The 23,704-nt window shown below is 67.3% G+C and carries 21 protein-coding genes; 8 read left to right on the forward strand and 13 right to left on the reverse strand.

Annotated elements, in window-relative coordinates; genetic code table 11:
• The first annotated feature begins 79 nt into the window (after positions 1-79).
• Positions 80-616 (forward strand): peroxiredoxin, encoded by a 537-nt coding sequence (locus C8J46_RS02700; RefSeq protein ID WP_132734773.1) that lies wholly within the window; start codon positions 80-82, stop codon positions 614-616.
• Positions 617-767: 151 nt separating this feature from the next.
• The gene (locus tag C8J46_RS02705) at positions 768-1,832 is read left to right on the forward strand and encodes a GGDEF domain-containing protein (protein ID WP_132734775.1); all 1,065 of its coding nucleotides are present in this window, start codon (positions 768-770) and stop codon (positions 1,830-1,832) included.
• A 451-nt stretch (positions 1,833-2,283) separates the two neighbouring features.
• Here the strand turns inward: C8J46_RS02705 and C8J46_RS02710 are convergent, their stop codons facing one another.
• Positions 2,284-2,901 (reverse strand): YbhB/YbcL family Raf kinase inhibitor-like protein, encoded by a 618-nt coding sequence (locus C8J46_RS02710; protein ID WP_132734777.1) that lies wholly within the window; start codon positions 2,899-2,901, stop codon positions 2,284-2,286.
• A 3-nt stretch (positions 2,902-2,904) separates the two neighbouring features.
• Complete coding sequence (locus C8J46_RS02715; RefSeq protein WP_132734779.1) at positions 2,905-3,414, reverse strand: hypothetical protein; 510 nt, start codon at positions 3,412-3,414, stop codon at positions 2,905-2,907.
• 79 nt (positions 3,415-3,493) lie between these two features.
• On the opposite strand from C8J46_RS02715, the gene C8J46_RS02720 reads away from it, so the two are divergent.
• Both C8J46_RS02720 and C8J46_RS21380 read left to right on the forward strand, forming a co-directional pair.
• Complete coding sequence (locus C8J46_RS02720; protein ID WP_132735336.1) at positions 3,494-3,907, forward strand: DUF1810 domain-containing protein; 414 nt, start codon at positions 3,494-3,496, stop codon at positions 3,905-3,907.
• A gap of 79 nt (positions 3,908-3,986) precedes the next feature.
• On the forward strand, positions 3,987-4,112 hold the full coding sequence (locus tag C8J46_RS21380; protein ID WP_259457500.1) for a hypothetical protein: 126 nt from the start codon (positions 3,987-3,989) through the stop codon (positions 4,110-4,112).
• Between the two features lie 87 nt (positions 4,113-4,199).
• Here the strand turns inward: C8J46_RS21380 and C8J46_RS02725 are convergent, their stop codons facing one another.
• From C8J46_RS02725 to C8J46_RS02735, 3 genes are read right to left on the reverse strand one after another with little or no spacing between them, the layout of a single operon-like run.
• Positions 4,200-4,841: a heme exporter protein CcmB gene (locus tag C8J46_RS02725; protein ID WP_132734781.1), complete on the reverse strand. Its 642-nt coding sequence runs from the start codon at positions 4,839-4,841 to the stop codon at positions 4,200-4,202.
• Positions 4,838-5,410 (reverse strand): heme ABC exporter ATP-binding protein CcmA, encoded by a 573-nt coding sequence (gene ccmA / locus C8J46_RS02730; RefSeq protein ID WP_132734783.1) that lies wholly within the window; start codon positions 5,408-5,410, stop codon positions 4,838-4,840. The genes C8J46_RS02725 and ccmA overlap by 4 nt, the downstream gene beginning before the upstream one ends.
• Positions 5,407-5,865: a metallopeptidase family protein gene (locus C8J46_RS02735; protein ID WP_132734785.1), complete on the reverse strand. Its 459-nt coding sequence runs from the start codon at positions 5,863-5,865 to the stop codon at positions 5,407-5,409. The genes ccmA and C8J46_RS02735 overlap by 4 nt, the downstream gene beginning before the upstream one ends.
• Positions 5,866-5,901: 36 nt before the next feature.
• Here C8J46_RS02735 and C8J46_RS02740 point away from each other — a divergent pair, with 36 nt between their 5' ends.
• The gene (locus C8J46_RS02740; protein ID WP_128453864.1) at positions 5,902-6,198 is read left to right on the forward strand and encodes a 4a-hydroxytetrahydrobiopterin dehydratase; all 297 of its coding nucleotides are present in this window, start codon (positions 5,902-5,904) and stop codon (positions 6,196-6,198) included.
• Positions 6,199-6,323: 125 nt separating this feature from the next.
• Here the strand turns inward: C8J46_RS02740 and C8J46_RS02745 are convergent, their stop codons facing one another.
• Entirely contained in the window at positions 6,324-7,115 is a 792-nt protein-coding gene (locus C8J46_RS02745; protein ID WP_132734787.1) for an SDR family oxidoreductase, read from the reverse strand.
• A 55-nt stretch (positions 7,116-7,170) separates the two neighbouring features.
• Between C8J46_RS02745 and C8J46_RS02750 the strand changes: the two genes are divergently transcribed.
• Both C8J46_RS02750 and C8J46_RS02755 read left to right on the forward strand, forming a co-directional pair.
• Positions 7,171-7,944, forward strand: a complete 774-nt coding sequence (locus tag C8J46_RS02750; RefSeq protein WP_132734789.1) for an ABC transporter ATP-binding protein — start codon at positions 7,171-7,173, stop codon at positions 7,942-7,944.
• A gap of 10 nt (positions 7,945-7,954) precedes the next feature.
• Positions 7,955-9,493, forward strand: coding sequence for an ABC transporter permease/substrate-binding protein (locus C8J46_RS02755; protein ID WP_132734791.1), 1,539 nt, complete (start codon positions 7,955-7,957; stop codon positions 9,491-9,493).
• A 156-nt stretch (positions 9,494-9,649) separates the two neighbouring features.
• On the opposite strand, the gene C8J46_RS02760 is transcribed toward C8J46_RS02755, so the two are convergent.
• Both C8J46_RS02760 and C8J46_RS02765 read right to left on the reverse strand, forming a co-directional pair.
• Positions 9,650-12,304, reverse strand: coding sequence for a TonB-dependent receptor plug domain-containing protein (locus C8J46_RS02760; protein WP_132734793.1), 2,655 nt, complete (start codon positions 12,302-12,304; stop codon positions 9,650-9,652).
• A gap of 83 nt (positions 12,305-12,387) precedes the next feature.
• Positions 12,388-13,710 (reverse strand): sugar porter family MFS transporter, encoded by a 1,323-nt coding sequence (locus C8J46_RS02765; RefSeq protein WP_132734795.1) that lies wholly within the window; start codon positions 13,708-13,710, stop codon positions 12,388-12,390.
• 159 nt (positions 13,711-13,869) lie between these two features.
• Here C8J46_RS02765 and C8J46_RS02770 point away from each other — a divergent pair, with 159 nt between their 5' ends.
• Positions 13,870-14,889, forward strand: coding sequence for a protein CsuE (locus C8J46_RS02770; protein WP_132734797.1), 1,020 nt, complete (start codon positions 13,870-13,872; stop codon positions 14,887-14,889).
• Here the strand turns inward: C8J46_RS02770 and C8J46_RS02775 are convergent.
• The 5 genes from C8J46_RS02775 to scpA form a co-directional block, all read right to left on the reverse strand.
• Positions 14,874-17,300: a DUF3772 domain-containing protein gene (locus tag C8J46_RS02775; protein WP_132734799.1), complete on the reverse strand. Its 2,427-nt coding sequence runs from the start codon at positions 17,298-17,300 to the stop codon at positions 14,874-14,876. The two genes, C8J46_RS02770 and C8J46_RS02775, sit on opposite strands and share 16 nt — an antisense overlap.
• A 531-nt stretch (positions 17,301-17,831) precedes the next feature.
• Positions 17,832-19,976 (reverse strand): acetyl/propionyl/methylcrotonyl-CoA carboxylase subunit alpha, encoded by a 2,145-nt coding sequence (locus C8J46_RS02780; RefSeq protein ID WP_132734801.1) that lies wholly within the window; start codon positions 19,974-19,976, stop codon positions 17,832-17,834.
• Positions 19,977-20,028: 52 nt separating this feature from the next.
• Complete coding sequence (locus C8J46_RS02785) at positions 20,029-20,388, reverse strand: lysozyme inhibitor LprI family protein (RefSeq protein ID WP_132734803.1); 360 nt, start codon at positions 20,386-20,388, stop codon at positions 20,029-20,031.
• Positions 20,379-21,440, reverse strand: a complete 1,062-nt coding sequence (gene bioB / locus C8J46_RS02790) for a biotin synthase BioB (RefSeq protein WP_132734805.1) — start codon at positions 21,438-21,440, stop codon at positions 20,379-20,381. Before bioB ends, C8J46_RS02785 begins: the two co-directional genes overlap by 10 nt.
• Positions 21,437-23,581 (reverse strand): methylmalonyl-CoA mutase, encoded by a 2,145-nt coding sequence (gene scpA / locus C8J46_RS02795; protein WP_132734807.1) that lies wholly within the window; start codon positions 23,579-23,581, stop codon positions 21,437-21,439. Before scpA ends, bioB begins: the two co-directional genes overlap by 4 nt.
• Between the last annotated feature and the right edge of the window lie 123 nt (positions 23,582-23,704).

Raw genomic sequence — 23,704 nt, forward strand, 5'->3', positions numbered from 1 at the left:
ATCGGCCCCTGGCGCAGGGAGCAATGGACGGAACGCTCACGTCGGCGTAGGTCGTTGCAATCCAACCGGAGTATCGTCCATGCGCCTCGTCTCGACTCTCGCCGCCGCCGCTCTTCTCGCCGCAACGCCCGCCTTCGCCGCGCTCGCACCCGGCGCCCGGGCTCCGGACTTTACGACGCGGGGCGCGATCGCCGGCAAGGTGTTCACGGTGCACCTCGCCGAGCAGCTCAAAAAGGGCCCGGTCGTGCTGTACTTCTTCCCCGCCGCGTACACCGGCGGCTGCAACGCCGAGGCGCATGCCTTTGCGGAGGCGATCCCGGCGTTTACCAAGGCTGGCGCGACGGTGATCGGCATGTCGGCGGACAATGTCGAGACACTGAGCAAGTTCTCGGCCGAGAAGTGCGCGGGCAAGTTCGCGGTCGCGAGCGCAGGGCCGGGCGTGGTCAAGGGCTACGACGTCGCGCTCGGCAAGCAGATGGCCGGTCGCGACATCACCAAGCGGACCAGCTACGTCATTGCCAAAGACGGTCGCATCGCGTTCGTCCATGACGATATGAACCCCGCGGCGCACGTCTCGACGACACTTGCCGCAGTCGAGAAACTCAACGGCAAGTAAGCCATCGAACACGGAGCGTTGTTCTCGCTTGATGGATCGGGCTCGGTCGTCACCGGCCTATAGTCATCGAACCGGCAATTACCTGCCGGTTTGGTGACTTAATCCTAACGCTTTCGGGTTTATCGGAGACTGCGAGAACTCGGGGGACGAGATGCGCGACGTACAGGCGGCCAGAACTACGGCCGGGTCATTTCCGAACGAGACGATATTCGAACGGATCGGCAGGTTCCTCGACGCGCAGAAACTCAGCGCCGATCCCGCCCATTACGCCTTCGCCTTTGCCGTATTATCGTCGCCTGACAGTGAGTTGGCGGAAGCCGTACGGCAGCAGACCGACCTCGGCATCAGATTGACCCGACACGATATCGAGCGACTTGGCGGGCAGGTGGTGAAGGGCCCTCCCGTCGTCCTGTCGCGCACCGACGCCGATGCAGCGGCGCCCGCCAAGCCCAGTCTCGAGATGCGGACCGACACGGCGATCGCGCTGGTGATCGAGACGCAGCAGCAGGTCGACGGGTTCGCGCAGATCGTGCGAACGATGCAGGCCGAGACCGAAGGTTTCGGCCATGAACTCGCGCAAAGTGCGGCGGCGATCACGCATCTGGCCGAACTCGACGAGATCAGCCGCATCACGAGCTCGATGATCGCGCGAATCCACGACAGCGAGGTGCGGCTGGCGCTGGCCACGGCGGAAACCGATGCGCTACGCGCCAAACTGGCCGAAGCCCGGGATACGGCACGACGCGATGTCTTGACCGGCCTGCCCAACCGACGCGCCTTCGAAGAAGCCTATGCCGCGCGCGATCTGGACGCAGGTCCGTACTGCCTGGCGGTCTGCGACATCGATCGGTTCAAGCGCGTCAACGACCTCCATGGCCACGGCGTCGGCGACCGGGTGCTCGTCGCGATCGGCCAAGCCATGGCCGCAGAATGCGCGCCGCACCTGGTCGTCCGCCACGGCGGCGAGGAATTCGCCGTGCTGCTCGGGGGGCTGAGCCTGGCAGAGGCGGCCGAGTTGCTCGATACGGTCCGCGCGGTCGTGGCCGCGAAGCGCTTCCGCAACCGGGAGACCGATACCGCGCTCGGGACCATCACGTTTTCCGCGGGCGTGACGGCGATCCATGCCGACGAGGTCGCCGAGATCGCCTTCTTGCGGGCCGACCGCTTGCTGTACGCCGCCAAGAAACAGGGGCGCGATCGGGTCTGCGCCGGTTGATCCCGTAAGTTGGCGGAATTTACGATGGTTTCGTGGTGCGTTTTACCACTCGAAGCGTCGGCAAATCAGAAATCCACGGCGGTTCAACACGTTACGAAACTGGCACGCACCGTGCAATTCATTCGATATCGGCGGCCGGATGGTCCGGCGCCCGACACTCGAAGGAAAATCCCATGTCGATCCGTTTTGAAACCGTCCAGCGTATTGCTTGCTCGTTCGTCGGTGCGATCGTCTTCGCCGCGATCGCCGTCAGCACCGCCACGCCGATCATCCCGATCGCCTGATCCTCACGTCACGGAGAACCATCATGGGTCGCAGCATTCTCATAGGCCTTGCCGCCTTCTCGACCACCCTTTTGCTGATCGTCACGCATAGCGGGCCGACGCTGGTCTGAGCCGACCTCGGCAGCGTCGGTTCAGCCCCAGGGCCAAACCGCCACCGCCGCCGTGCGTCATGCAGGCGCACCCAAGCCCACCGGCCCGACCGGTGCCTCCGCCTCGCGCGAATAGGTACCGATCAACAATCCCGCTGCCAGCACATGGCCGGTTATGGCGTCGATCACCGCAGAGCGTCCGGGTGTCGCGCCGACGTCTTCCGCGCCCGCACCAACCGCGAACATCTGAAACGCATACCGATGATCGCCATGCCCACTCGGTGGATCGGGTGGCAGCCATCCCTCGCGAAGATAGGAATTACGGCCAACGTCGCGTCCTGCCGCATCGCCCTCCGCATCGGCGGCGATCGCCCCTTCGGCAAGACGCCCGGCATCGGCTTCGAGCCCCCAGACGATCGCATGGACGAGCGGCTGCGGCGTCGGTGCATCGGCATCCTCAACGATCAGCACCATATGCGTGGTGCCGGCCGGCGGTTCGCTCCAGACGAGCGGCGGCGACACGCCTTCGCCATCGGCCGTGAAACGCGGCGGCATCCGGCTCTCATGCGCGAATGCCGGGCTGGTCAGGTCGAGCGTCTCGAACCGGTTGCCAAGCTGGACGATGGCGAGCTTTTCGGCGCCCGCACGCAGACCGCTCATCGCGTGGCCGAGCCACGCCGGGATGTGTTCGAGCATCGCTTATCCTTCCGAAGGGCAGGTTTCGGCACGGCGTACGGGGGCGGCGCCGTCATACCAGTCACTCCGCGTGCCCATCTTCGCAGCATCATGGTAGCAGACCTGGGTCTTGGCGGCCTTGCTATCGACGATCACGGTCCAGTTGTGATCGCCGCAATTATGCTCCTCGCAGCCCCAGGCCGCGACGCGCTCGCCGATCTTGAACACCGGCGTTTCGGGCCCCGAGCGACCGCGGATCGTCTCGCGCAGTTTCGCATCGCCAACCGCCATGACCAGCCCCGACGCGACATCGGTACGGTCGAAGAAATCGACGCCGCCGACCGCGTCATGCGGGTATTTCCCGACATAGGCGGTGATCGGCGTGGTCTGTGCCTGGCCAGGGATCGGTGTCGGCGCGCGCGTCTGCGGCGGCGTGAAGTTGCTCGCGGCGAGCGTATCGGTCGGATCGTCCTTCTTGCCGCAGCCGCTCAGCAGCGGAAGTGCGAGCATCGCGATCAGCACCATCGTCTTCATGCGCATTCCTCTTCTGAGCAATCAACGCATCGGCCTTGTCGGGGGTTGCGTCGAGGAGGATCGCGACCATTTCGAGGACATGCTGCACGATCTGACCCGCTTCGTTACCGCACAGCACGGCGTGTACCCGCGGGCGCTTGCCGAACTGCACGCCGGTGCCAAACGCAGCCACTGGATGTGGTTCATCTTCCCGCAGATCGCGGGCCTGGGGCAGAGCATGACGGCGCGGACCTATGCGATCGCCGATGCGAGCGAGGCACGGGCGTATCTCGCGCATCCGGTCCTCGGGCCGCGTCTGCTCGAAGCGACCGAGGCGGTGACCGCAGCGCACGGTTCGGCCGAGACGATCCTCGGTGATATCGATGCGGTGAAGCTGCGATCGTCGATGACGCTGTTCGCGGCGGTCGCCGATGACCCGACGCCGTTCCGCGCGGCACTCGACCGGTTCTTCGACGGGTCGGCGGACGAGGCGACCTTGCACAGGCTCCAATAAGCGTCGTTCGATAAGAGGCGCGCGCGCTGTCGCAACGGTGTAGGATGGTGTGGGGCCTTCCGCCCCATGAGGTGTCGTCATGGCCAAGAGCCAGAAGAAGTCGAGCAAGGAAGTCCGCAAACCCAAGGCCGAAAAAGCGCCTAAGGCCAATGCGTCCAACCCGACCACCAAGGGCAAGCCCGTCGAGATGACGACGCTCAACTAAGCGCGCGCGCCTTCCCTCTCCCCCCGGGAGAGGGCGAGACGCTGGAGGCGGCGAGGGTGAGGACTACCCGGGCGCGCCGGTCGCGGCTTAATCGAGCGCGGCCCGGATCGCGGCGGCGGCGATGAACGGTGCGCCCGCGACCAGCACGAGGCTGACCGCGGCGAGCAGTTTTATCGCGCCTGCGCCGCCCGCCGGATCGAGCGAACCGGCGCCGAAGATCAGCAGCGGCACCGCGAGCGGGAGCATCACAAGCCCGGTGACCGCACCGCCGCCGCGCACGCCGGCGACCAGCGCGCTGGTGACGACCGCGAGTGCCGCAAGACCCGGCGTGCCGATGAGCAAGCCGATCTCGACGCGGAGCAGCGTGTCGCCCGAGAGGTTGAGCAGCCCCGCGGCGATGACCGCGGCGAGCATCAGCGGCGGGCCGAAGCTCAGCCAGTGCGCGATCGTCTTGGCCGCCGCGACCGCGGTCATCGACATCCCGCGCACCGCGAACTGATCGAATACGCCGGACTCCAGATCTGGACCGACCAGCCGCTCGACCGGAAGTAGTGCGGCCAGCAATGCCGCGGTCCAGATCACGCCGCCGCCGATCTTGGCGAGCAGCGCGGCGTCGGGGCCGATCGCGAACGGGAACAGCGTCGCCACCAGCAGGAAGAACGCCACGACCAGGGTCGCGCTGCCGCTCGATACGCTGCGGCGGAGATCGCGACGGATCAGCGCGATCACAGCGCGATCTCCCGCGCGCCGGGTAGCGACAGCGGCAGATGCGTGGCGACGAGCGCGATGCCGCCGCTTGACCGATGTCGGGCGATCAGCGCTTCGAGCCGCGTGATCGAGGCCAGGTCGAGCCCGTTGGCGGGTTCGTCGAGCAGCCACACCGGCGCGTCGGTCGCGGCGACGCGGGCGATCGAGGCGCGGCGGCGTTGGCCGGTGGACAGGAGCCGGACGGGAATGTCGGCGAGCGCTTCGAGATCGAGCGCCTGCATCGCGCGGGCGGCGCGCGCGTCTGGATCGGGCGCGCGGTCGAGGCTCGCCCAGAAGCGCAACGCGGCGACGAGCGGACGGTCGGTGTCGAGCGCGCTCGCTTCGGTGAGGAGCGCCTTGTCCGCATCGCACGTCACGCCACCCTCGAACGGTGCGAGCAGGCCGGCGGCGATGCGGATCAGACTCGACTTGCCGATACCGTTGGGCCCGGTGACGATCGCGGCATCGCCGGGACCGAGATCGAACGAGACGTTTGAAAAGAGCAACCTTCCGCCCCGCACGCACGCGACGTCGCGAAAGCCGAGGGTCACGTGGCCGAATCTTCCGCAGCATCTTCCGCCGCGTCTTCCAGCGCGTGCATGTCGTCGTCGCTGAGGCCGAAATGATGGCCGATCTCGTGGATCGTGACGTGCGCGACGAGATCGTCGAGCCGGACGCCGGTCTCGATCCACTCCTCCAGGATCGCGCGGCGGTACAGCACGATGCGGTCGGGCATCGTGGCGGTATCCATCGACGATTTCTCGCCGAGCGGACGACCATGATACAGGCCCGACAGATCGAGCGGGTGCTCCAGGCCGAGCGCCGCGAGCGTCTCGTCGTCGGCATATTCCTCGACCGCGAAGACGATGTCGCCGAGATGGATCGCGAACTGCGCCGGCAACCGGGCGATCGTCGCACGCGCGATTGCCTCGATCGCGTCGGCGTCCGGTGCTTCTCCGCGCGCCTCTGCCCGTATTGCTGCTTGCCCGCTCATGCCGCCAGCCATAGTCGTTGCCCGAGGATAGCGGCAAGGGACACGCGAATGATCGAAGCGCTGAACGAGACCGAGCGGGCCGAGGCGCTCGATGGGCTCGACGAGTGGGATTACGACGATGCGCGCGATGCGATCACGCGGACGATCGTGTTCGCCGATTTCGTCGAGGCGTTCGGCTTCATGGCGCAGGTCGCGCTGATCGCCGAGCGGGCGAACCACCATCCGGAGTGGAAGAACGTGTGGAACCGGGTGGAGATTCTGCTGACGACGCACGACGCGGGCGGCCTTTCCCCACGCGATATCGAGATGGCCGAAGCGATCGACGCGATCGTCGGCGACGCCTGACCTTCCGACCCTCCCCTTGCAGGGGAGGTGGCTGGCGCAGCCAGACGGAGGGGTGATCCGCTGTCGATAGCGCGCTCTCCGTCAGCCAAGTGGCTGCCACCTCCCCTCACAGGGGAGGGTGAGAGTCATTTCTCGCGAAGATCCCGGCGCATCCGCTTGCGAAGTGCGCCCGGCATCCAGCGGGCCGCGAACGCCATGCGGTGGGCGGTCTTGCCGACATAGGTGTGGACCTTGTCGCCGTGGACTGCGGCCCAGGCAGCGTCCGCGACCTTGTCGACCCCGGTCAGTTCGAGCCCCGCGCCCGTCACCGTCTCGCGGATCGAGTGGTTGCTTCCCCCCGCGCCCGAATCGAGCAACGGCGTGTCGATGAAGCTCGGCACGATCGAACGCACCTTGATGCCGTCCGCTGCCCATTCGCCGTCGAGCGCCTCGGTGATCGCGCGAACACCGAACTTGGTTGCCGAATAGGGGGCCAACCCCGAAGAGCCGTAAATCGCCGACGCGGAGGCGGTGTTGAGCAGGCACGATCCCGGCGTGCGCTTGAGATACGCATAGCCGATCCGCGCACCGTTCAGCACGCCGACCAGGTTGATCGCGATCACCCGGTCGATCTCGGCGAAGTCGGTCTCCGCGAGCGGCCCGCCCGAGCCGATCCCGGCATTGTTGAACAGCACGTCGAGGCGCCCGCCGGTGGTCGCGACGAACGCGTCGAGGCAGGCCACCCACGCATCACGGTCGCGCACGTCCATCTGGTAGGTGGTCGCCATGCCCGCAGGGAGCAGCGCGGCGGTTTCGGCGAGGCCGGCAACGTTGACGTCCGCCAGCCCGACGCGCCAGCCCTTCCGCGCGAACAGCTGCGCGGTGGCACGACCGATCCCCGATCCCCCGCCGGTGATGAAAATGCTCTGCTCGGTCATGACGCCTCTCTCTATGATTTGATTTTCCGGTATGTTTCCCGCATCCAGCAGGCAGATGCCAGACAATTCCCCCGCGCTCGCTTTCGAACGCGTCACCAAGACCTACGGGTCGACGATCGCGGTCGATGCGGTCTCGCTGGCGATCGCCGGCGGCAGCTTCGTCGCGCTGGTCGGGACGTCGGGATCGGGCAAGTCGACGCTGCTCAAGACGATCAACCGGCTGGTCGAGCCAAGCGAGGGCCGCGTGACGATCGATGGCGCCGACGTCGCCGCCGAGCCCGCGCCGAACCTGCGCCGACGGATCGGCTATGTCTTCCAGAATATCGGCCTGTTCCCGCACATGACGATCGCCGAGAATATCGCGATCGGATTGCGGATTGCGGGGCGCAAGGATGCCGTTCGAGATGGGGCGAAGGTCGGCGAACTGCTCGATCTCGTCGACCTGCCGCGCGATATCGCCGAGCGGATGCCGGAGGCGCTGTCGGGCGGCCAACGACAGCGCGTCGGGATCGCGCGGGCGCTCGCGCCGGGCGCGAAATTGCTGCTGCTCGACGAGGCGTTCGGCGCGCTCGATCCGGTGACGCGCGATGCGCTGGGGACGCGGATCCGCGAGCTGCACGATCGGCTCGGGCTGACGACGATCCTGGTGACGCATGACATGGCGGAGGCGCTGCTGCTGGCGGACCGCGTGCTGGTGATGAAGGCGGGGCGGATCGTCGCCGATGCGACCCCCGCCGAGCTGGTCGCGGGCAAGGGTGGCGACGATGCGCAGGCGCTGGTGCGGGTGCCGCGCGCGCAGGCCGAACGCTTGCAGGCGCTCGTTTCGTGAGGGGGGTCGCATGAGCGCGTTTCTCGACGCTCTGGGTCGCGTGCCGCCGTTGCTCGCCGCGCATGTCCTGTTGTCGGCATCGGCGCTGCTGCTGGGGATCGCGATCAGTCTGCCGCTGGGGATCTGGTCGGCGCGCAACGCCACTGTCGCGCGCGTCTCGCTCGGGTTTGCGAGCCTGGTGCAGACGATCCCGAGCCTCGCGCTGCTGGCCCTGTTCTATCCGCTGTTGCTCAGCCTGTCCGCGCTGGTCGGCGGCGGGATCCCGGCGCTCGGCTTCCTGCCGTCGTTGATTGCGCTGACGCTATATGCATTGCTGCCGATTATCCGGAACGCGGTGGCGGGGTTGCATTGGATCGACCCCGCCGTGATCCAGGCGGCGGATGCGGTCGGCATGACGCCCGCGCAGAAGCTGCGGCTGGTCGAGGCGCCGCTGGTCGCGCCTGTGCTGATCGCCGGTATCCGCACCGCGGCGGTCTGGACGATCGGCGCGGCGACGCTGTCGACGACGGTCGGCCAGCCGAGTCTCGGCGACATGATCTTCGCCGGGCTCCAGACGCAGAACTGGGCGCTGGTCCTTGCCGGCTGCGTGTCGGCGGCGGCGCTGGCGCTGGCGGTCGACGCGCTGATCGGCGGAATCGAATATGGTTTTCGCGCGCGGCAACGGTGGCTGTGGATCGCATGCACCGCGGTACTGGTGGCGGGAACCGCGGTGGCGACGCTGCCGCTCTGGCCGAAAAGTGGTGGCGACCGGACGGTGGTGGTCGGCGCGAAGAACTTTTCCGAGCAATATATCCTTGCGCGGCTGATCGGCGATCGGCTCGAGCGGGCCGGCTATACCGTCGAGTATCGTGACGGGCTGGGCTCCGCGGTGGTGTTCGGCGCGCTCTCGGGCGGTGATATCGATGTGTATGTCGATTACGCCGGGACGATCTGGGCGAACGAGATGAAGCGCAACGATGTGCCCGAGCACGGCGCGATGGTCGCGGCGATCGGTGCATGGGCGAAGCGCGAGCACGGGGTCGGGCTGATCGGGTCGCTCGGGTTCGAGAATGCCTATGCGTTCGCGATGAAGGGCGATGTGGCCAAGGCGAAGGGCATCGCCAGCCTCGACGATCTGGTGAAGGCCGCGCCGGCGATGACGCTGGGCAGCGATCTGGAGTTTCTCGAGCGGCCCGAATGGGCAGCGGTCAAGCGTGCCTATCCGCTGCGGTTCGCCAAGACCACGCCGTACAGCCCGACCTTCATGTACCGCGCGCTGGAGAGCGGGAATGTCGATGTGATCTCGGCCTTCTCGTCGGATGGGCGGATCGCCGCCGATGGTCTGGCGGTGCTGAGCGATCCGCGGCGGGCGATTCCGGGGTATGACGCGATCCTGATGGTCGCACCGAAGCGGGCCGCGGATGCGAAGTTCGTGGGTGCACTGAAGCCGCTGGTCGGGCGGATCCCGGTGGAGGCGATGCGCGCGGCGAACTACCGGGTCGATCGTGATGCGGACAAGCAGACGCCCGAGGCGGCGGCGCGGTGGCTGGCGGCGAAGGTGGGACTGTAACTGCCCTCGCCCCTTTGGGGAGAGGGAGGGAGGAGCCGCTCGGCGACGGAAGGGTGAGGGGTGGTTTGGGTCGACGTCCCGTGCCTCACTCCCCTCACCCTCCCACCGCAAGAGCGGCGGGCCCCTCCCTCTCCCCGCAGGGGAGAGGGCCTCGTTTTAGAAGAAGAGCTTGCGGATGCTGAGGCGGACGGTGCGGCCCAGCGGGTCGAGGTAATCCGGCTGGTAGTTGTTCGGGGTCGCCCCCGTCGCGTCGGTCACGCGCTGGCGGGTGTTGAGCACGTTGTCGACCGACAGGCTGATCCGCATGCCGCGCAACCACGGATGCGCCTTCACCCATTCGAGCCGCTGGCCGAGGTCGGCGAACAGCCGCGCGTTGGCGGTGGCGAGACCGCCGAAGTTGAGCGTCTCGGGCGCCGCCGCGGTGCCGCCGTTGACGCGCGTGCCGGTCGCGTAATTGGCGGATATCCGCGCGCCGAGGCCGTTGTTGGTATAGCCCGCCTGCGCTTCCAGTTCATGGCGCGATTGACCGCCGCTGTTGCCGATCGCGTCGCCGTTCAACAGGTTCAGGCTCGGGCCGCCGTTCGCGACGAGCACACGGTCGGTGAAATGCCAGGTATGGTAGACTGCGAACTGGATACGCCCACCGGCTTGGCCGCCACGGCCACCGAAGCCGCGCCCGCCGCCGCCGCCGCCGCCGCCGCCGCCGCCGCCCGGACCACCCCCGCCAGGTCCGCCCCCGCCTGGACCGCCCCCGCCTGGACCACCGCGCGGGCCATCGCCGCCCGCCCCTTCCGGACGACGAAAACCGCCGGGCGGCTGCATCCCCTCGAACGGATTGGGGCCGGTGCCGGCGCGATACGCCTCCAGCTCCTTCTGGATCTTCGACTTGAGCGGCGCGGAGAAATTGATTCCCCAACGCAGTTCGGAGCGGTCGCTGCGCGCGAAATTGATTGGACGGCTATCGACCTGCAGCAGGTTGCCCGCAGCATCGCGCGTGAACCGATCGGGAAATGCCGCCTCGATCGCCGCGGTCGCCGACGGGAAGGCGGCGATCGGATTGTCAACCCGGCTCTCGACATAGTTCGCGGTGATCGACAGGTCCTTGGCGGACCATGGCTTCAACGTCAGCCCGACCTTCTTGACGTGGTTGTTGTCCGACACGAGCCCGGGATTGCCGCCGCTGATCGTCGTCACGGTCGCGGTGGTGCCGCGGACGTAATCGAAGATGCGGACGTTGGGCGTGGTGATCGACGGGTTGCCGAGCTGCTGCGCGGTCGGTGCCTCGTCGGTATCGGTGACCGAGGCGATCACGCGCACGCCCTCGATCGGCGACCAGTTCGCACCATAGCCAAGCGTCGTCAGCGTGCCGAAGTCCGACAGATGATCCTCAGCGAGGTTGAAGTTCGCCGACAGCGTGCCGAGGAACGGCAGCACGTCCTTCGACCGGCGGGTCAGCGGCAGATCGACATTGACCTGGCCGTTGACGGTATCGCGCGACACCTGGCCACGCTGCGTCAGGCCGGCGCGGTAGGAACGGCTGGCGAAATCCGCCGTCTGTCCGCCGAATTTGATCGTCGTCGAGACCGCGCCCGCGGGCAGGCTGAACAGGTTGCCGTTCGCGACCGCGTCGATCTCGCCGGTGTTTTGCGTCGCATAGGCGCGGTTGCCGGCGGCGGCACCGATATCGCCGACGGTGAGCCGCGCGAACGGATTGGCGGTCGGATCGCCGGCCCTGAGCCGTGCCTGGAACGCGCTGGCGTCCACCCCATTCTCGGTGAAGGTCTGCGTGTCGCTACGGTCGTAATTGCCCGTGACGTTCCAGCGCCACGTGCCGATATCGCCGTTGAGCGTGGTGCCGAGATGCGCCGCGATCGACGCGGTGCGCTGGGTGAGCGGCAGGAAGCCATCGTCGTTGAGCGCCCGGTACACCGGGGTGGTGCCGCCGACATCGAGCGTCGCGACCGGCAGGCCGTTCAGGCTGCGGCTGTCGGTCGATTCGAGGCGACCGTTGATCGTCGCGCCGACCTTGCCGATGTTGCGCGCATACACGCTGTTCACGGTGAAGGTGCTGCTGGCCGACTGAAGCGTGCGGAACGGTCGCTGATCGACGATCGCGTTGTCCGCGCCGACCGCGCTGGTCGCGGTCGCCGTCGGCGCTGCGATGTCACGCTCGGATTCGGTCAGCGCCGAGGTCGAGGTGTATTCGGCATGCAGATTGACCCGGCGATCGCGGGCGATGCTGAGCAGGTCGAGCTTGGCATCGGGCGAATTGCTGCCGCTTTCGGTGGGCATCTTGTCGACCGCCTCGGCGGTCACCGCGCGGAAACGGCGACGCAGCACGAAGTTCACGACCTTCTGGTCGGCGCGATAGCCGTATTTGAGCGCGACCTCCTCGGGCAGGATCTCGACGCGCTGGATCGCCTCGGTCGGGATGTCGCGGATTTCGCTGAAGCTGGAGATGCGGCGGCCGTTGAGCAGCACCACCGGCGCGCCGCCGCTGCCGCGTCCGCTGGTGGTCTGCGGGCTCAGTTCGCTCAGCAAGTCGGAGATCGAACTGACGCCGTAGGAACGGATCTCGGCCTGGCCCAGCGTCTGGTCGGGGGGAATGTCGCCAATCACCGCGCCGGGCAGTTTGCGCGAACCGGTGACGACGATCTCCTCGGATTCGGCGCCCTCGTCCTGCTCCTGCGTCTGCGTCTGCGTCTGCGTCTGCGGGGCGGACGCGGCATCGGCGGCGGGTGTCGACGGCGCCTGTTGCGCCGCCGCCATCGCGGGCATGCTTACCGCCAGAACCAGACCCAGTTTACGCATACCCGTCACCCCGATGATCGACCGTCGATCCGGTGCCCGCCTAGCCGCGAATTGTCGCAGGATTATGCCGGTTCGACGACCGATCAGCGCGCCATGAGCGCGTCCATCTCCTCCAGCGGCACGCCCTTGGTCTCGGGGAAGTAGAGGAACACCGTCACGAACTGCACCGCCATCATCGCGGCGAAGAACAGGAACGGCAGTCCGGCCGACCATGCCGCGGCGATCGGGAAGACCTGCGCGATCACCGCGTTCCAGCCCCAATGGCTCGACGAGCCGATGCTCGATCCACGCGCGCGGACGTTCTGCGGGAAGACCTCCGAGATATACACCCAGATCACCGCGCCCGAGCCCGGCGCGAAGAACATGATGAAGACGATCAGCGACGGCAGCAGCAGCCCGTGCGGCACTACCCCAAGCAAGGCGAGCCCGCCGACGGTGAGCGCGCCGGTCATCCCCGCCGAGCCCCAGAGCAGCAGCGTGCGCCGCCCGATCCGGTCGATCAGCAGCATCCCGAGCAGCGTGAAGACCATGTTGGCGACCCCGATCATCACCGCCTGGAGATCGGGCGACAGGCTGCCACCCGACGCCTTGAAGATGTCGTTGAGGTAATAGAGGAACGCGTTGATGCCGCTGAACTGGTTGAACATCGCGACCAGGAAGGCGAGCGTGATCGGCTTGCGGTGGCGCGTCCAGGAGAGCGCAGCGTCGCCCTTCGGCGCATCGAGATCCTGCCGCGCGATGTCCGGGCTCATGCCAACCAGCGCCAGCACGTCCCTGGCCTCCGCATCGCGTCCCTTGGCGAGCAGCCAGCGCGGCGAATTGGGGATGCGGAACAGCAGCGCGAAGAAGACCAGCGACGGCGCCGCGACGATCCCGAGCTTCCACCGCCACTCGATATCGCCGAGATCGAGCGACCCGAGGATCGCGTTCGAGACATAGGCGAGCAGGATGCCGAGGATGACCGCGAACTGAAATCCGCCAACCATCTTCCCGCGCTGTGCTGGCGGTGCGAGCTCGGCGATATAGGCGGGTGCGAGCACCGACGAGCCGCCGATCGCGATGCCGTTGATAAAGCGAAAGCCGATGAAACTGTGCCAGTTCCACGCCAATGCACAGCCTAGCGCGGTGACGACATACAGGAAGGCGAGCATCCGCAGCACGTTGCGACTGCCATAGCGATCGCCGGGCATACCGACGAACAGCGCACCGATCAGCGTTCCCCAGAGCGCCGACGACACGGTGAAGCCGAGCCACGCCTCGCTCAACGCGAACTTCGCCTTCAGCGCGCCGGTGACGCCCGCGATCACCGCGGTGTCGAAGCCGAACAACAGCCCCGCCAGCGCCGCGGTGGCGACGCTCGCTATGAGGACGGTGCTGGAGCGGGTTTTGGAGGGGGCGATCGTCATGTCGGCTGTTTCGAATGTTTCGGCGGCCCCGGCAAGGCCATCGCAGGCCATTTCGACCTGCGGAAAGACCCGAAACAGGTTCTTCAAAACGCATTAACGAATGCCGGCCAAGGATCTCCGCCTATCTTGTGCCTGGGGGCCGACGCGTTGACGACCGGATTGACGAAACTATTCTTCACCCTCGTGGCCTGCACGCCGTCCTCGGCCTGGGCGGCGTGCGCGGTCACCAATACCGGCCCGACCGCGCTCGGCACCTATTCCCCCCCGGCGCTGGTCGCTGGTGCGCCGCCGTACAGCGCCGTGCCGGGCGGCTTCGATTGCCCCTCCACGGTCATATCGTTGCTGACGGGCAATTTCCTGCGCGCGACGGTGACCAGCGCGGACGGGTTCAAGCTGACCTCGACCAACCTCGCCGATACCGTCACCGCACGCTACGTCGTCGCTGCGGACAGCGCCGGGACCTATCCGTTCACGCCGGGCACGCCGTTCGTCTACATGAATGGCGGCATCATCAACCTGCTCGGACTGCTGGGTGGATCGGCGCGCAACGTCCAGGTCCATGTCCGCCCCTCGTCGCTGACCGCCGTCGCGCCGGGTACGTACAAGGGCAGCTTCACGATCGGCTGGGAATGGCGCTTCTGTTCGCTGCTTGGCGTCGGTTCGCTATGTGCGGGTACGCTCGACCAGAGCAGCGCCGTCACCTCGGCCAAGGTCGACGTGACGATGATCGTCTCGGCCAGGCCGGTGGCGGTCGTGATCACCACGCGCACGACCTATGATCCGATCTCGACCACCAACAATCCGCGCGCGATCCCCGGCAGCAAACAGCGCACGACGATTACGCTGACCAACCCCGACATCGTCGCGGTCGACGCCAACTCGGTTGCCGTGGTGCTCCCGACCCCCACCCGTGCCGCAGTCGCGCTGGACGGCGACGGAACCGCCTCGTCCGCGTTCGTGACCACCGCGGAGGGATCGCCTGCGTCGTCGCTGGCGGTGACCTATGCCACCCCCGCGAGCGCGACCGACGACGTCGATTTCTCGGCGAACGGCGGGACGAGCTGGACCTATGATCCGACCACCACACCCAAGGCGGTCACCACCATCCGCATCCGCCCGCGCGGGACGATGGCGGCAGGGTCGAGCTTCAGCGTGTCGCTACCTTACGCCCTGTTCTGATCGGAGTTCTGATCGGAGCTCTGACCAGTATTCTGATCGGCAACGGGCGAGCCCGGCAGCGCGCCGATCAGCTCCATCTTGGTCGCGGTCGAGCCGACCTCGATCCCGGCCTCGCGGAACTGGCGGAGCAATGTGAACAGCAGTTCGCTGCGGATCGGATAGGCATCGCGCGGGCTCGCGACATAGGCGAAGCAGTTGAACTTCGCGCGGCCGGCGTCGATCGAATCGATGAACACCTTGGATTCGGGATCGTCGAGCACCTCGTGCTTCTCCGCGAACGCCGCGAACAGCATCGTCCGCACCGCGTCGAGATCCTCCTCGAGGGGGACCGAGAATTGCAGCTGGATCCGGCCGATCGGCGCGGCCAGCGTCATGTTCTGGATCGTCTTGGTGATCAGTTCGGAATTCGGCACGATCAGCGTCGAGCGATCCGCGACCTGGATCTCGGTCGAGCGCACGTTGATCCGCTTCACGTCGCCCTCCATGTTGCCGATCCGGACGAGGTCGCCGATCTTCACCGGGCGCTCGGCGAGCAGGATCAGCCCCGAGACGAAGTTCTGCGTGATCGCCTGCAGACCGAAGCCGATCCCGACCGACAACGCGCCGAGCACCACGGCGAGCTTCTCCATGCCGATCCCGAGCGCGCCGAGCGACCACAGCACCGCGGCGATGATGCCGGCATAGCGCGCGACCATCGTCACCGAATTCTGCGCGCCGGCGTCCATCGCGGTGGTCGGCAGATAGCTGTTCACCAGCCAGTGCTGCAGCCCGCGCATGATCGCGAGCGCGACGAACAGCACCGCGATCGAGCGCAGCACCGCCCCCGGCGAGATCGTAACCTGGCCGATCGTGATGCCGCTTGCGACCGTGCCGAACAGCTCGAACACCGAGCCCACCCCTGCCCCGAACGGCGCCATCACCGCGCCGACCGCGAGCATGATCAGCAACAGCCGCAGCACCGCCGAGAGCAGCACGCCGATCTGGTCGACGGTCTTGTTGTCGACGCCGAACCCGCTGTTCGCCGAGCGACCCAGGCGGTTCCCGCTCGACAGCAGCGTCCGGCACGCATCGTCGGTGAAGGTCATCATCAGGTACAGGCTCGCGCCGACGATCGCGCCCCAGACCAGCCACGTCGCAACCTTCAGCGCCAAGTTCACATAGCCGATCAGCCCGGCGCCGAGCGCGACGATCAGGACCAGCCAGACCAGCGTGGCGACGATCGCGAGCAGCGTGTTGCGCGCAGGCTTGGACGGATCGGGCAGCGCGGCGGCGCGCAACCGGCCGAGCGTCACCAGGATCGCACCGAGCAGGACGATGTGGAGCAGCGCGACGACCGCGTTGGCCGCACTCGACGCGGGCGCGCTGACGCCGATCAGCAGATTGGTCGCGATCAGCAACTGCCCGAAGAAGATCAGCGCCGCCGCCATCCAGCTATACGGCCTGAGTGCCTGCGCAGCGGCGTCGCCGATCGGCAACAACCGCCAGGTCGGCTGGGTCCGCAGCAACAGCGCGCCACCGAGCGACGACACGAACGCGCAGAACCACGAGATCCCGACGAAGATCGCGCCGAACCGACTCCAGGCGGGCGAGACGAGCCCACCCCAGCGCAGCGATGCGACGATCGCCCACGCCGCAAACCCCGGCAGCGCGGTCCCGATCACGACCAGCCACAGTGCATAGGCCGAACGTCGCAGACGGCCGCCGGGCGTATGGTTGGCCGCATAGCGTCTACCGACGCCGTGCAGCCAGCGCCGCAGCGGCACGATCAGCACCAGCGCGGCGAGCATCCCGACGAGCAGGCCGGTACCCGCGCGCGTATCGAACCGCGTGCCGAACTGACGCACCTCGACATTGGCGAACCGCGTCAGTCGCGCGGTGTCGCGCGGCAGGTGATCGACGATCGCGGCCCACAGCGTCGGCGACAGCGGCGAACCAGTGTTTTCGGACAATTGCTGGCCGAGTTCCTCCGCCTCGGCCGCCCCGATATCGTCGATCTGCTGCTTGGCCTCGATCCCGATCAGGCGCGCGCGCTTGATCGCCGAGTCGATCGCCGACTGGCTCTGCGCGAGGAGTTTGCGTTGCTGGCGAATCTCGGGCGCTTCGACAACGCCTGGGGTGGCGGCGCCAAGTTCGGTCACGCGCGCCTGAACGAGCGCCATCTCGGGGGTGAGCGTGCGGACCGCGTCGGCCGCGGTGGTCTGCACGACCTGTGCGCGATCCCGCAACGCCTGCCGCGCCTTGTCGTCGCGCGCCGCGGGGGTGGCGTCGTCGATCGCCTGGAGCTCGGCCGAGGCTTGGGTCAGGCTGGCGGCGACGGTCGCGACCTTCGCCTCGTCCTGCGCGATCGCGGGGAGCGCGGTGACGGCGGTGACCGCGAGGAGGAGCGCGGCGAGGTAGCGGAGGAGGGTCATCCGGGGTGCTGTACAGCGGCGAGGAGGGAAACGGGAGGGGGCGGCGTTGGGCTTGGGTCGGGGCACTATCGCCGCCGCTATCTGCTCCGCTTTGGGGTGTGCGTTTGCCTACCACCCGCACCACCCCGGCGGAGGCCGGGGCCCAGTTGGAGAGGTCGCTGTAACGGAGCGCCGGCCTTCATCATCACCGGCGCCCAACTGGGCCCCGGCCTCCGCCGGGGTGGAGCTATTGGAGGGCGATCCCGGACACACGATCGCGCCCCGCGTTTCATTGTTCTCCCGCGAAGGCGGGAGCCCAGTCTGGGTCCCCGCCTTCGCGGGGAAACAGATAGGGTGGTCAGCCTTATCCAGGCCCGCTTGCAGGAGAGCACGCCCCTCGCCCCGACTCCGTCACCCCGGCGGAGGCCGGGGCTCACCTTTCCGCATACCCAGTTCGATCGGATGTGCGGAACGGTGGATGCCGGAACGAGCCCGGCATGACGGGGCGGTAACTACAGACGTTGGCTGAAGCAGAACTGGACGGCGCGTCGCTTAGTCCAGTTCGAGGATCACCTGATCCACCGCGAGACTATCACCCGTCTTCGCGGCAACCGACTTCACCGTGCCCGTCTTCTCGGCGCGGAGGATGTTCTCCATCTTCATCGCCTCGACCACCGCCAGCGGCTGCCCCGCCTCGACCTTGTCACCGGCCGCGACGTCGAGCCGCACCAGCAGCCCTGGCATCGGGCAGATCAGGAACTTCGACAGATCGGGCGCGACCTTCTCGATCAGGTGCGCGGTGTACGGCGCGACGCGGGCGGGCAACACGCGCGCGACGTGGCTTGCGCCGCGGGTCGTGAGCTTGAAGCCGGCGCGGGCCTTGGCGATGCGGATCGTCAGGTGCTCGTCGCCGTCGATCCCATGGCCGTCCGCGACGACCATGCGGTCGCCGGGCGTGTATTCGAGCGCAAGATCGAGGTCTTCGCCATCGACCATGATGCCGTCGGTCGAGACGGTCACCGCGTGGTCGGTCTTGTCGATCGTCACCACCCAATCCGCCGGCGGGCGAAGGCGCTTGCCGAGCTGGCCGTCGATACGGCGCGCACGATCGGCTTCCGCGGTGGCGGCGAAGGCGGCGACTGCGGCGAGCGTCTTGAGGAGTTCGGCGTTGGCGGGGGCGCCGTGGAAGCCCTCGGGATATTCCTCGGCGATGAACCCCGTCGTGAGTGCGCCCGACTGGAAGCGCGGATGCTGCATGATCGCCGAGAGGAAATCGATGTTGTTGCCGGGGCCTTCGAGCTCGAACGCGTCGAGTGCGGCGATCTGCGCGGCGATCGCACCGTCTCGCGTTGGGGCCCAGGTGATGAGCTTGGCGATCATCGGGTCGTAGAACATGCTGACCTCGCCGCCCTCGCGGACGCCGTCGTCGACACGGACGCGAGGTTCCACGGCGGTGCCGTGTCCCCCGGAACCGATCCCATCCGCCCCCATAATGTCCGTCACCCCAGCGGAAGCTGGGGTCTCCCCGTTCGAGCCGCCTTCTCCATTACCGGGATACCCCAGCTTTCGCTGGGGTGACGGGGTTTGGAGGGGCGAAGTCTCGGGCGGGTTGTACCGAACCAGCCGCCCGATGCTCGGCAGGAACCCGCGATACGGGTCCTCGGCATACACCCGGTTCTCGATCGACCAGCCGTTGAGCTTCACGTCATCCTGCGTGAACCCGAGAGGCTCCCCAGCCGCAACACGAATCATCAGTTCGACCAGATCAAGCCCGGTGATCTCCTCCGTCACCGGATGCTCGACCTGGAGCCGGGTGTTCATCTCGAGGAAGTAAAACCCCTCCCCCGTCGTGTCCGCACCCGAGACGATCAGCTCGACCGTCCCCGCCGAATAATACCCCACAGCCTGCGCCAAAGCGACCGCCTGCTCGCCCATCGCTTTCCGCATCGCAGGCGTCACGAACGGCGACGGCGCCTCCTCGACGACCTTCTGGTGGCGGCGCTGGATCGAGCATTCGCGCTCGTTGAGATAGACGATGTTGCCGTGCTGATCGCCGATCAGCTGGATCTCGATGTGACGCGGGCTTTCGATGAACTTCTCGATGAACACGCGGTCGTCGCCGAAGCTGGCGAGCCCCTCGCGCTTGGTCGCCTCGAAGCCCTCGCGGACGTCCTGTTCGCTGTAGGCGAGCCGCATGCCCTTGCCGCCGCCGCCGGCCGACGCCTTCATCATCACCGGGTAGCCGATGCCGCCGGCGATCTCGACCGCGTGGTCCGTGCTGACGATCTCGCCGAGATAGCCCGGCACGACGTTGACGCCCGCGGCCTTGGCGAGCTTCTTCGATTCGATCTTGTCGCCCATCGCGGCGATCGCGTTCGGGGGAGGCCCGACGAAGGCGATCCCGGCCTCGGCGCAGGCCAGCGCGAAACTCTCGCGTTCGGAGAGGAAGCCGTAGCCCGGGTGGATGCAGTCCGCGCCGGTTTCCTTGGCGGCCAGCAGGATCAGTTCGGCCTTGAGATAGCTTTCGGCGGCGGGTGCCGGCCCGAGCCGGACGGACTCGTCGGCCATCAGCACATGCGGCGCGCGTGCGTCGGCGTCCGAATAGACCGCGACGGTCTTGATGCCCATCGCCTTGGCGGTCCGCATGACGCGGCACGCGATCTCGCCCCGATTGGCGACCAGGATTTTCTTGAACATCACTCGCCCTACTCTGTGCCGTCTTGCCGGACGCGGTCCGGGTGCGGACTGGTTATTGGTACCACATCATCGTCTTGAGCTGCTTCGTGCGCGCTTGCGTCAGGTCGGCCCGACACCCGGCAATCGTCATGCCCTGCGCCGAACCGCCGGCATATTGGCCGCCCTCGATCACGCACTGCGTATCGCGGAACTTGAGCCACGCACGCTGGCTCTCCAGCAGCGCGGCCGCATAGCCGAACCCGCCGCCGCGCGACCCGTCCTGCGCGTCGCGACCCTTCATGTAGGCGTAGGTCCGCTTCCACTGCGCGGCCATCGCCGCATCCGCCCGCGCGTAACTCGTACCGGCGGACGCGTTCATCGTCGCCTGCGACTGCATCGGCGCGGCGGCCATCAAAAGTGCGATCAACAGCATGTCTTGGCCTCTCTCATCGGCTCCGCGCCGACCATCGGTTTCATCCCCAGCTTCGCCAGCAGCGTCGCATCGGCGCTGTCGCCGGCGTTGCCGGTGGTCAGCAGCTTGTCGCCGGTGAAGATCGAGTTCGCGCCGGCCATGAAGCAGAGCGCCTGAGTCGTCTCGGACATGCTCTCGCGCCCGGCCGACAGGCGGACCATGCTCAGCGGCATCGTGATCCGCGCGACCGCGACCGTCCGGACGAACTCGATGTCGTCGATCTGCGCCATCGGCGTGCCGGCGAGCATGTCGCCGAGCGGCGTGCCCTTGACCGGGACCAGCGCGTTGACGGGTACGCTTTCCGGGTGACGCGGCAGCGTGGCGAGCGCGTGGACGAAGCCGACGCGATCGCTGCGCGTCTCGCCCATCCCGACGATCCCGCCGCAGCAGACCGAGATCCCCGCGTCACGGACGTTCGCCAGCGTCTCCAGCCGGTCGCCGAAGGTCCGCGTGGTGATAACGTTGCCGTAATTCTCCGGCGAGGTATCGATATTGTGGTTGTAGTAATCGAGGCCGGCGTCGGCGAGCTGCTTCGCCTGGTCCGCGTCGAGCATGCCGAGCGTCATACACGTCTCGAGCCCCATCGCGCGGACGCCCTCGACCATCGCGACGACCTTCGGCATGTCGCGCGGCTTGGGGTTGCGCCAGGCGGCACCCATGCAGAAACGCTGCGATCCGGCGGCCTTGGCCTGCGCGGCGTCGGCGAGGACGGCGTCGACGTCCATCAGCTTTTCCGCCTTCAGGCCGGAGTCGGACGACGCGGACTGCGAGCAATAGCCGCAATCCTCGGGGCAACCGCCGGTCTTGATCGACAACAACGTGCAGAGCTGGACCTCGCCGATCGCGTGATGCGCGCGGTGGACGGTCTGTGCGCGGTACATGAGTTCGTCGAACGGGAGGTCGAACAGCGTGGCGATCTCGGGCCGGGTCCAGTCGGTGCGGGCAACGGGAGCATCGCGCACCAGGCTCGGAGCCACGGCATGTGCGAGAGTACGGAGGAGGGTATCGGTCATTTGGCGGCTTCCTCTTGCGGGGCCATGTTGTGGCCGAGGAGTTTCAACACGTCCTCGGCGGCCTGGATCAGGTTGGTGCCGGGGCCGAAGATCGCCTGGACCCCGGCATCGCGCAGCGCCTGATAGTCCTGTGCGGGGATAACGCCACCCGCGATCACCTTGATATCGGCGCGGCCCGCCTCGCGGAGGTAGCCGATGAGCTCGGGTATCAGCGTCTTGTGGCCGGCGGCGAGGCTCGAGGCGCCGACGATGTCGACGTCCTTTTCCAGCGCGAGCGCGGCGGCTTCGGCGGGGGTCTGGAACAGCGGGCCGGGAACGATCTCGAAGCCGAGGTCGCCGAACATCGAAGAGACGAGGTTCGCGCCGCGGTCATGGCCGTCCTGCCCCATCTTGGCGACTAGCATACGAGGTTTGCGGCCCATCCGGCGTTCGGTCGCTTCGACGCCGTCGGTCAGGCGGGTCCAGCGCGCGTCGTCCTCGTACGCGCCGCCGTAGATGCCGGAGACGGGGGTGGGTTGCGTGCCATAGCGGCCGAACACGTCCTCCATCGCGGCGGAGATTTCGCCGAGCGTGGCGCGCGCGCGGGCGCAGTCTACGGCGAGCGCGAGGAGGTTCTCGGAGCCCTTTGCGCCTTCCCGCAAGGCGTCGAGCGCGGCGCGGCACGCTACTTCATCCCGCGCGGACTTCACCCGCTCGATGCGTTCGATCTGGCCTGCCCTCACCGCGACGTTGTCGACGTCGAGGATCTCGATCGCGTCCTGCTCGGCGAGCTTGTACTTGTTCACGCCGACGATGACGTCCTCGCCGCGATCGACCCGCGCCTGCCGGCCGGCGGCGGCTTCCTCGATCATCGCCTTGGGCCAGCCCGCCGCGACCGCCTTCGCCATGCCGCCTTCGGACTGGATCCGCTCGATCAGGCTCCAGGCGCCGTCGACCAGCGACTGCGTCAGGCTCTCGATATAATAGCTGCCGCCGAGCGGATCGACGACCTTGGTCATCCCCGTCTCTTCCTGGATCACGATCTGCGTGTTGCGCGCGATCCGTGCCGAGAAGTCGGTCGGCAGAGCGATCGCCTCGTCGAGCGCGTTCGTATGCAAGGACTGCGTGCCGCCGAGCATCGCCGCCATCGCCTCGATCGTGGTGCGCATGACGTTGTTGTACGGGTCCTGCTCGGTGAGCGAGACGCCCGAGGTCTGGCAGTGCGTGCGGAGCATCTTCGAGCGCTCGTCCTGTGCGCCCAACTGCGTCATCGCGCGATGCCAGAGCACGCGGGCGGCGCGGAGCTTGGCGATCTCCATGAAGAAGTTCATGCCGATCGCAAAGAAGAAGCTCAGGCGCCCGGCGAACTTGTCGATGTCGAGCCCGCTCGTGACGCCGTACTTCACATATTCCATGCCGTCGGCGATCGTGAAGGCGAGCTCGTGGAGCTGCGTCGCTCCTGCCTCCTGCATGTGATAGCCGCTGATTGAGATGCTGTTGAACTTGGGCATCTCGCGGCTGGTGTAGCCGAAGATGTCCGAGATGATCCGCATGCTCGGCTCGGGCGGGTAGATGTAGGTGTTGCGGACCATGAACTCCTTGAGGATGTCGTTCTGGATGGTCCCGTCGAGCAGTTTCCGGTCGACGCCCTGCTCTTCGCCGGCGACGATGAAGAAGGCGAGGATCGGGATCACCGCGCCGTTCATCGTCATGCTGACCGACATCTTGTCGAGCGGGATGCCGTCGAAGAGGATCTTCATGTCCTCGACCGAGTCGATCGCGACGCCTGCCTTGCCGACGTCGCCGGTGACGCGGGGGTGGTCGGAATCATAGCCGCGGTGTGTCGCGAGATCGAACGCTACGCTCAGGCCCTTCTGACCGGCGGCGAGATTGCGGCGGTAGAACGCGTTGGAGGCTTCGGCGGTGGAGAAGCCCGCGTACTGGCGGATCGTCCAGGGGCGGCCGGCGTACATCGACGCGCGGACGCCGCGGGTGAACGGCGCGAAACCGGGGAGGCCGGGGTCGGCGGTCACGTCGTCCGCGGTGTAGAGCGGCTTGACGTCTATGCCTTCGGGGGTCGGCCAGATGAGGTCGGCGCCTTTGACTTCCTTGGCGGCGAGCGCCTGCCAGTCGGCGAGGGTTGGGTTCGGTTTGTCAGTCATTACCTAGCACCTAGTTCCCCGGCGAAGGCCGGGGCCCAGCCCCTCAAACACACCGCGCGCGGGAGCGCGTTCGATGCTGCGCATCGAGCCTGGGCCCCGGCCTTCGCCGGGGAACGAGTAGCA

Source organism: Sphingomonas sp. PP-F2F-A104-K0414, from assembly GCF_004340945.1.
GTDB lineage: Bacteria > Pseudomonadota > Alphaproteobacteria > Sphingomonadales > Sphingomonadaceae > Sphingomonas.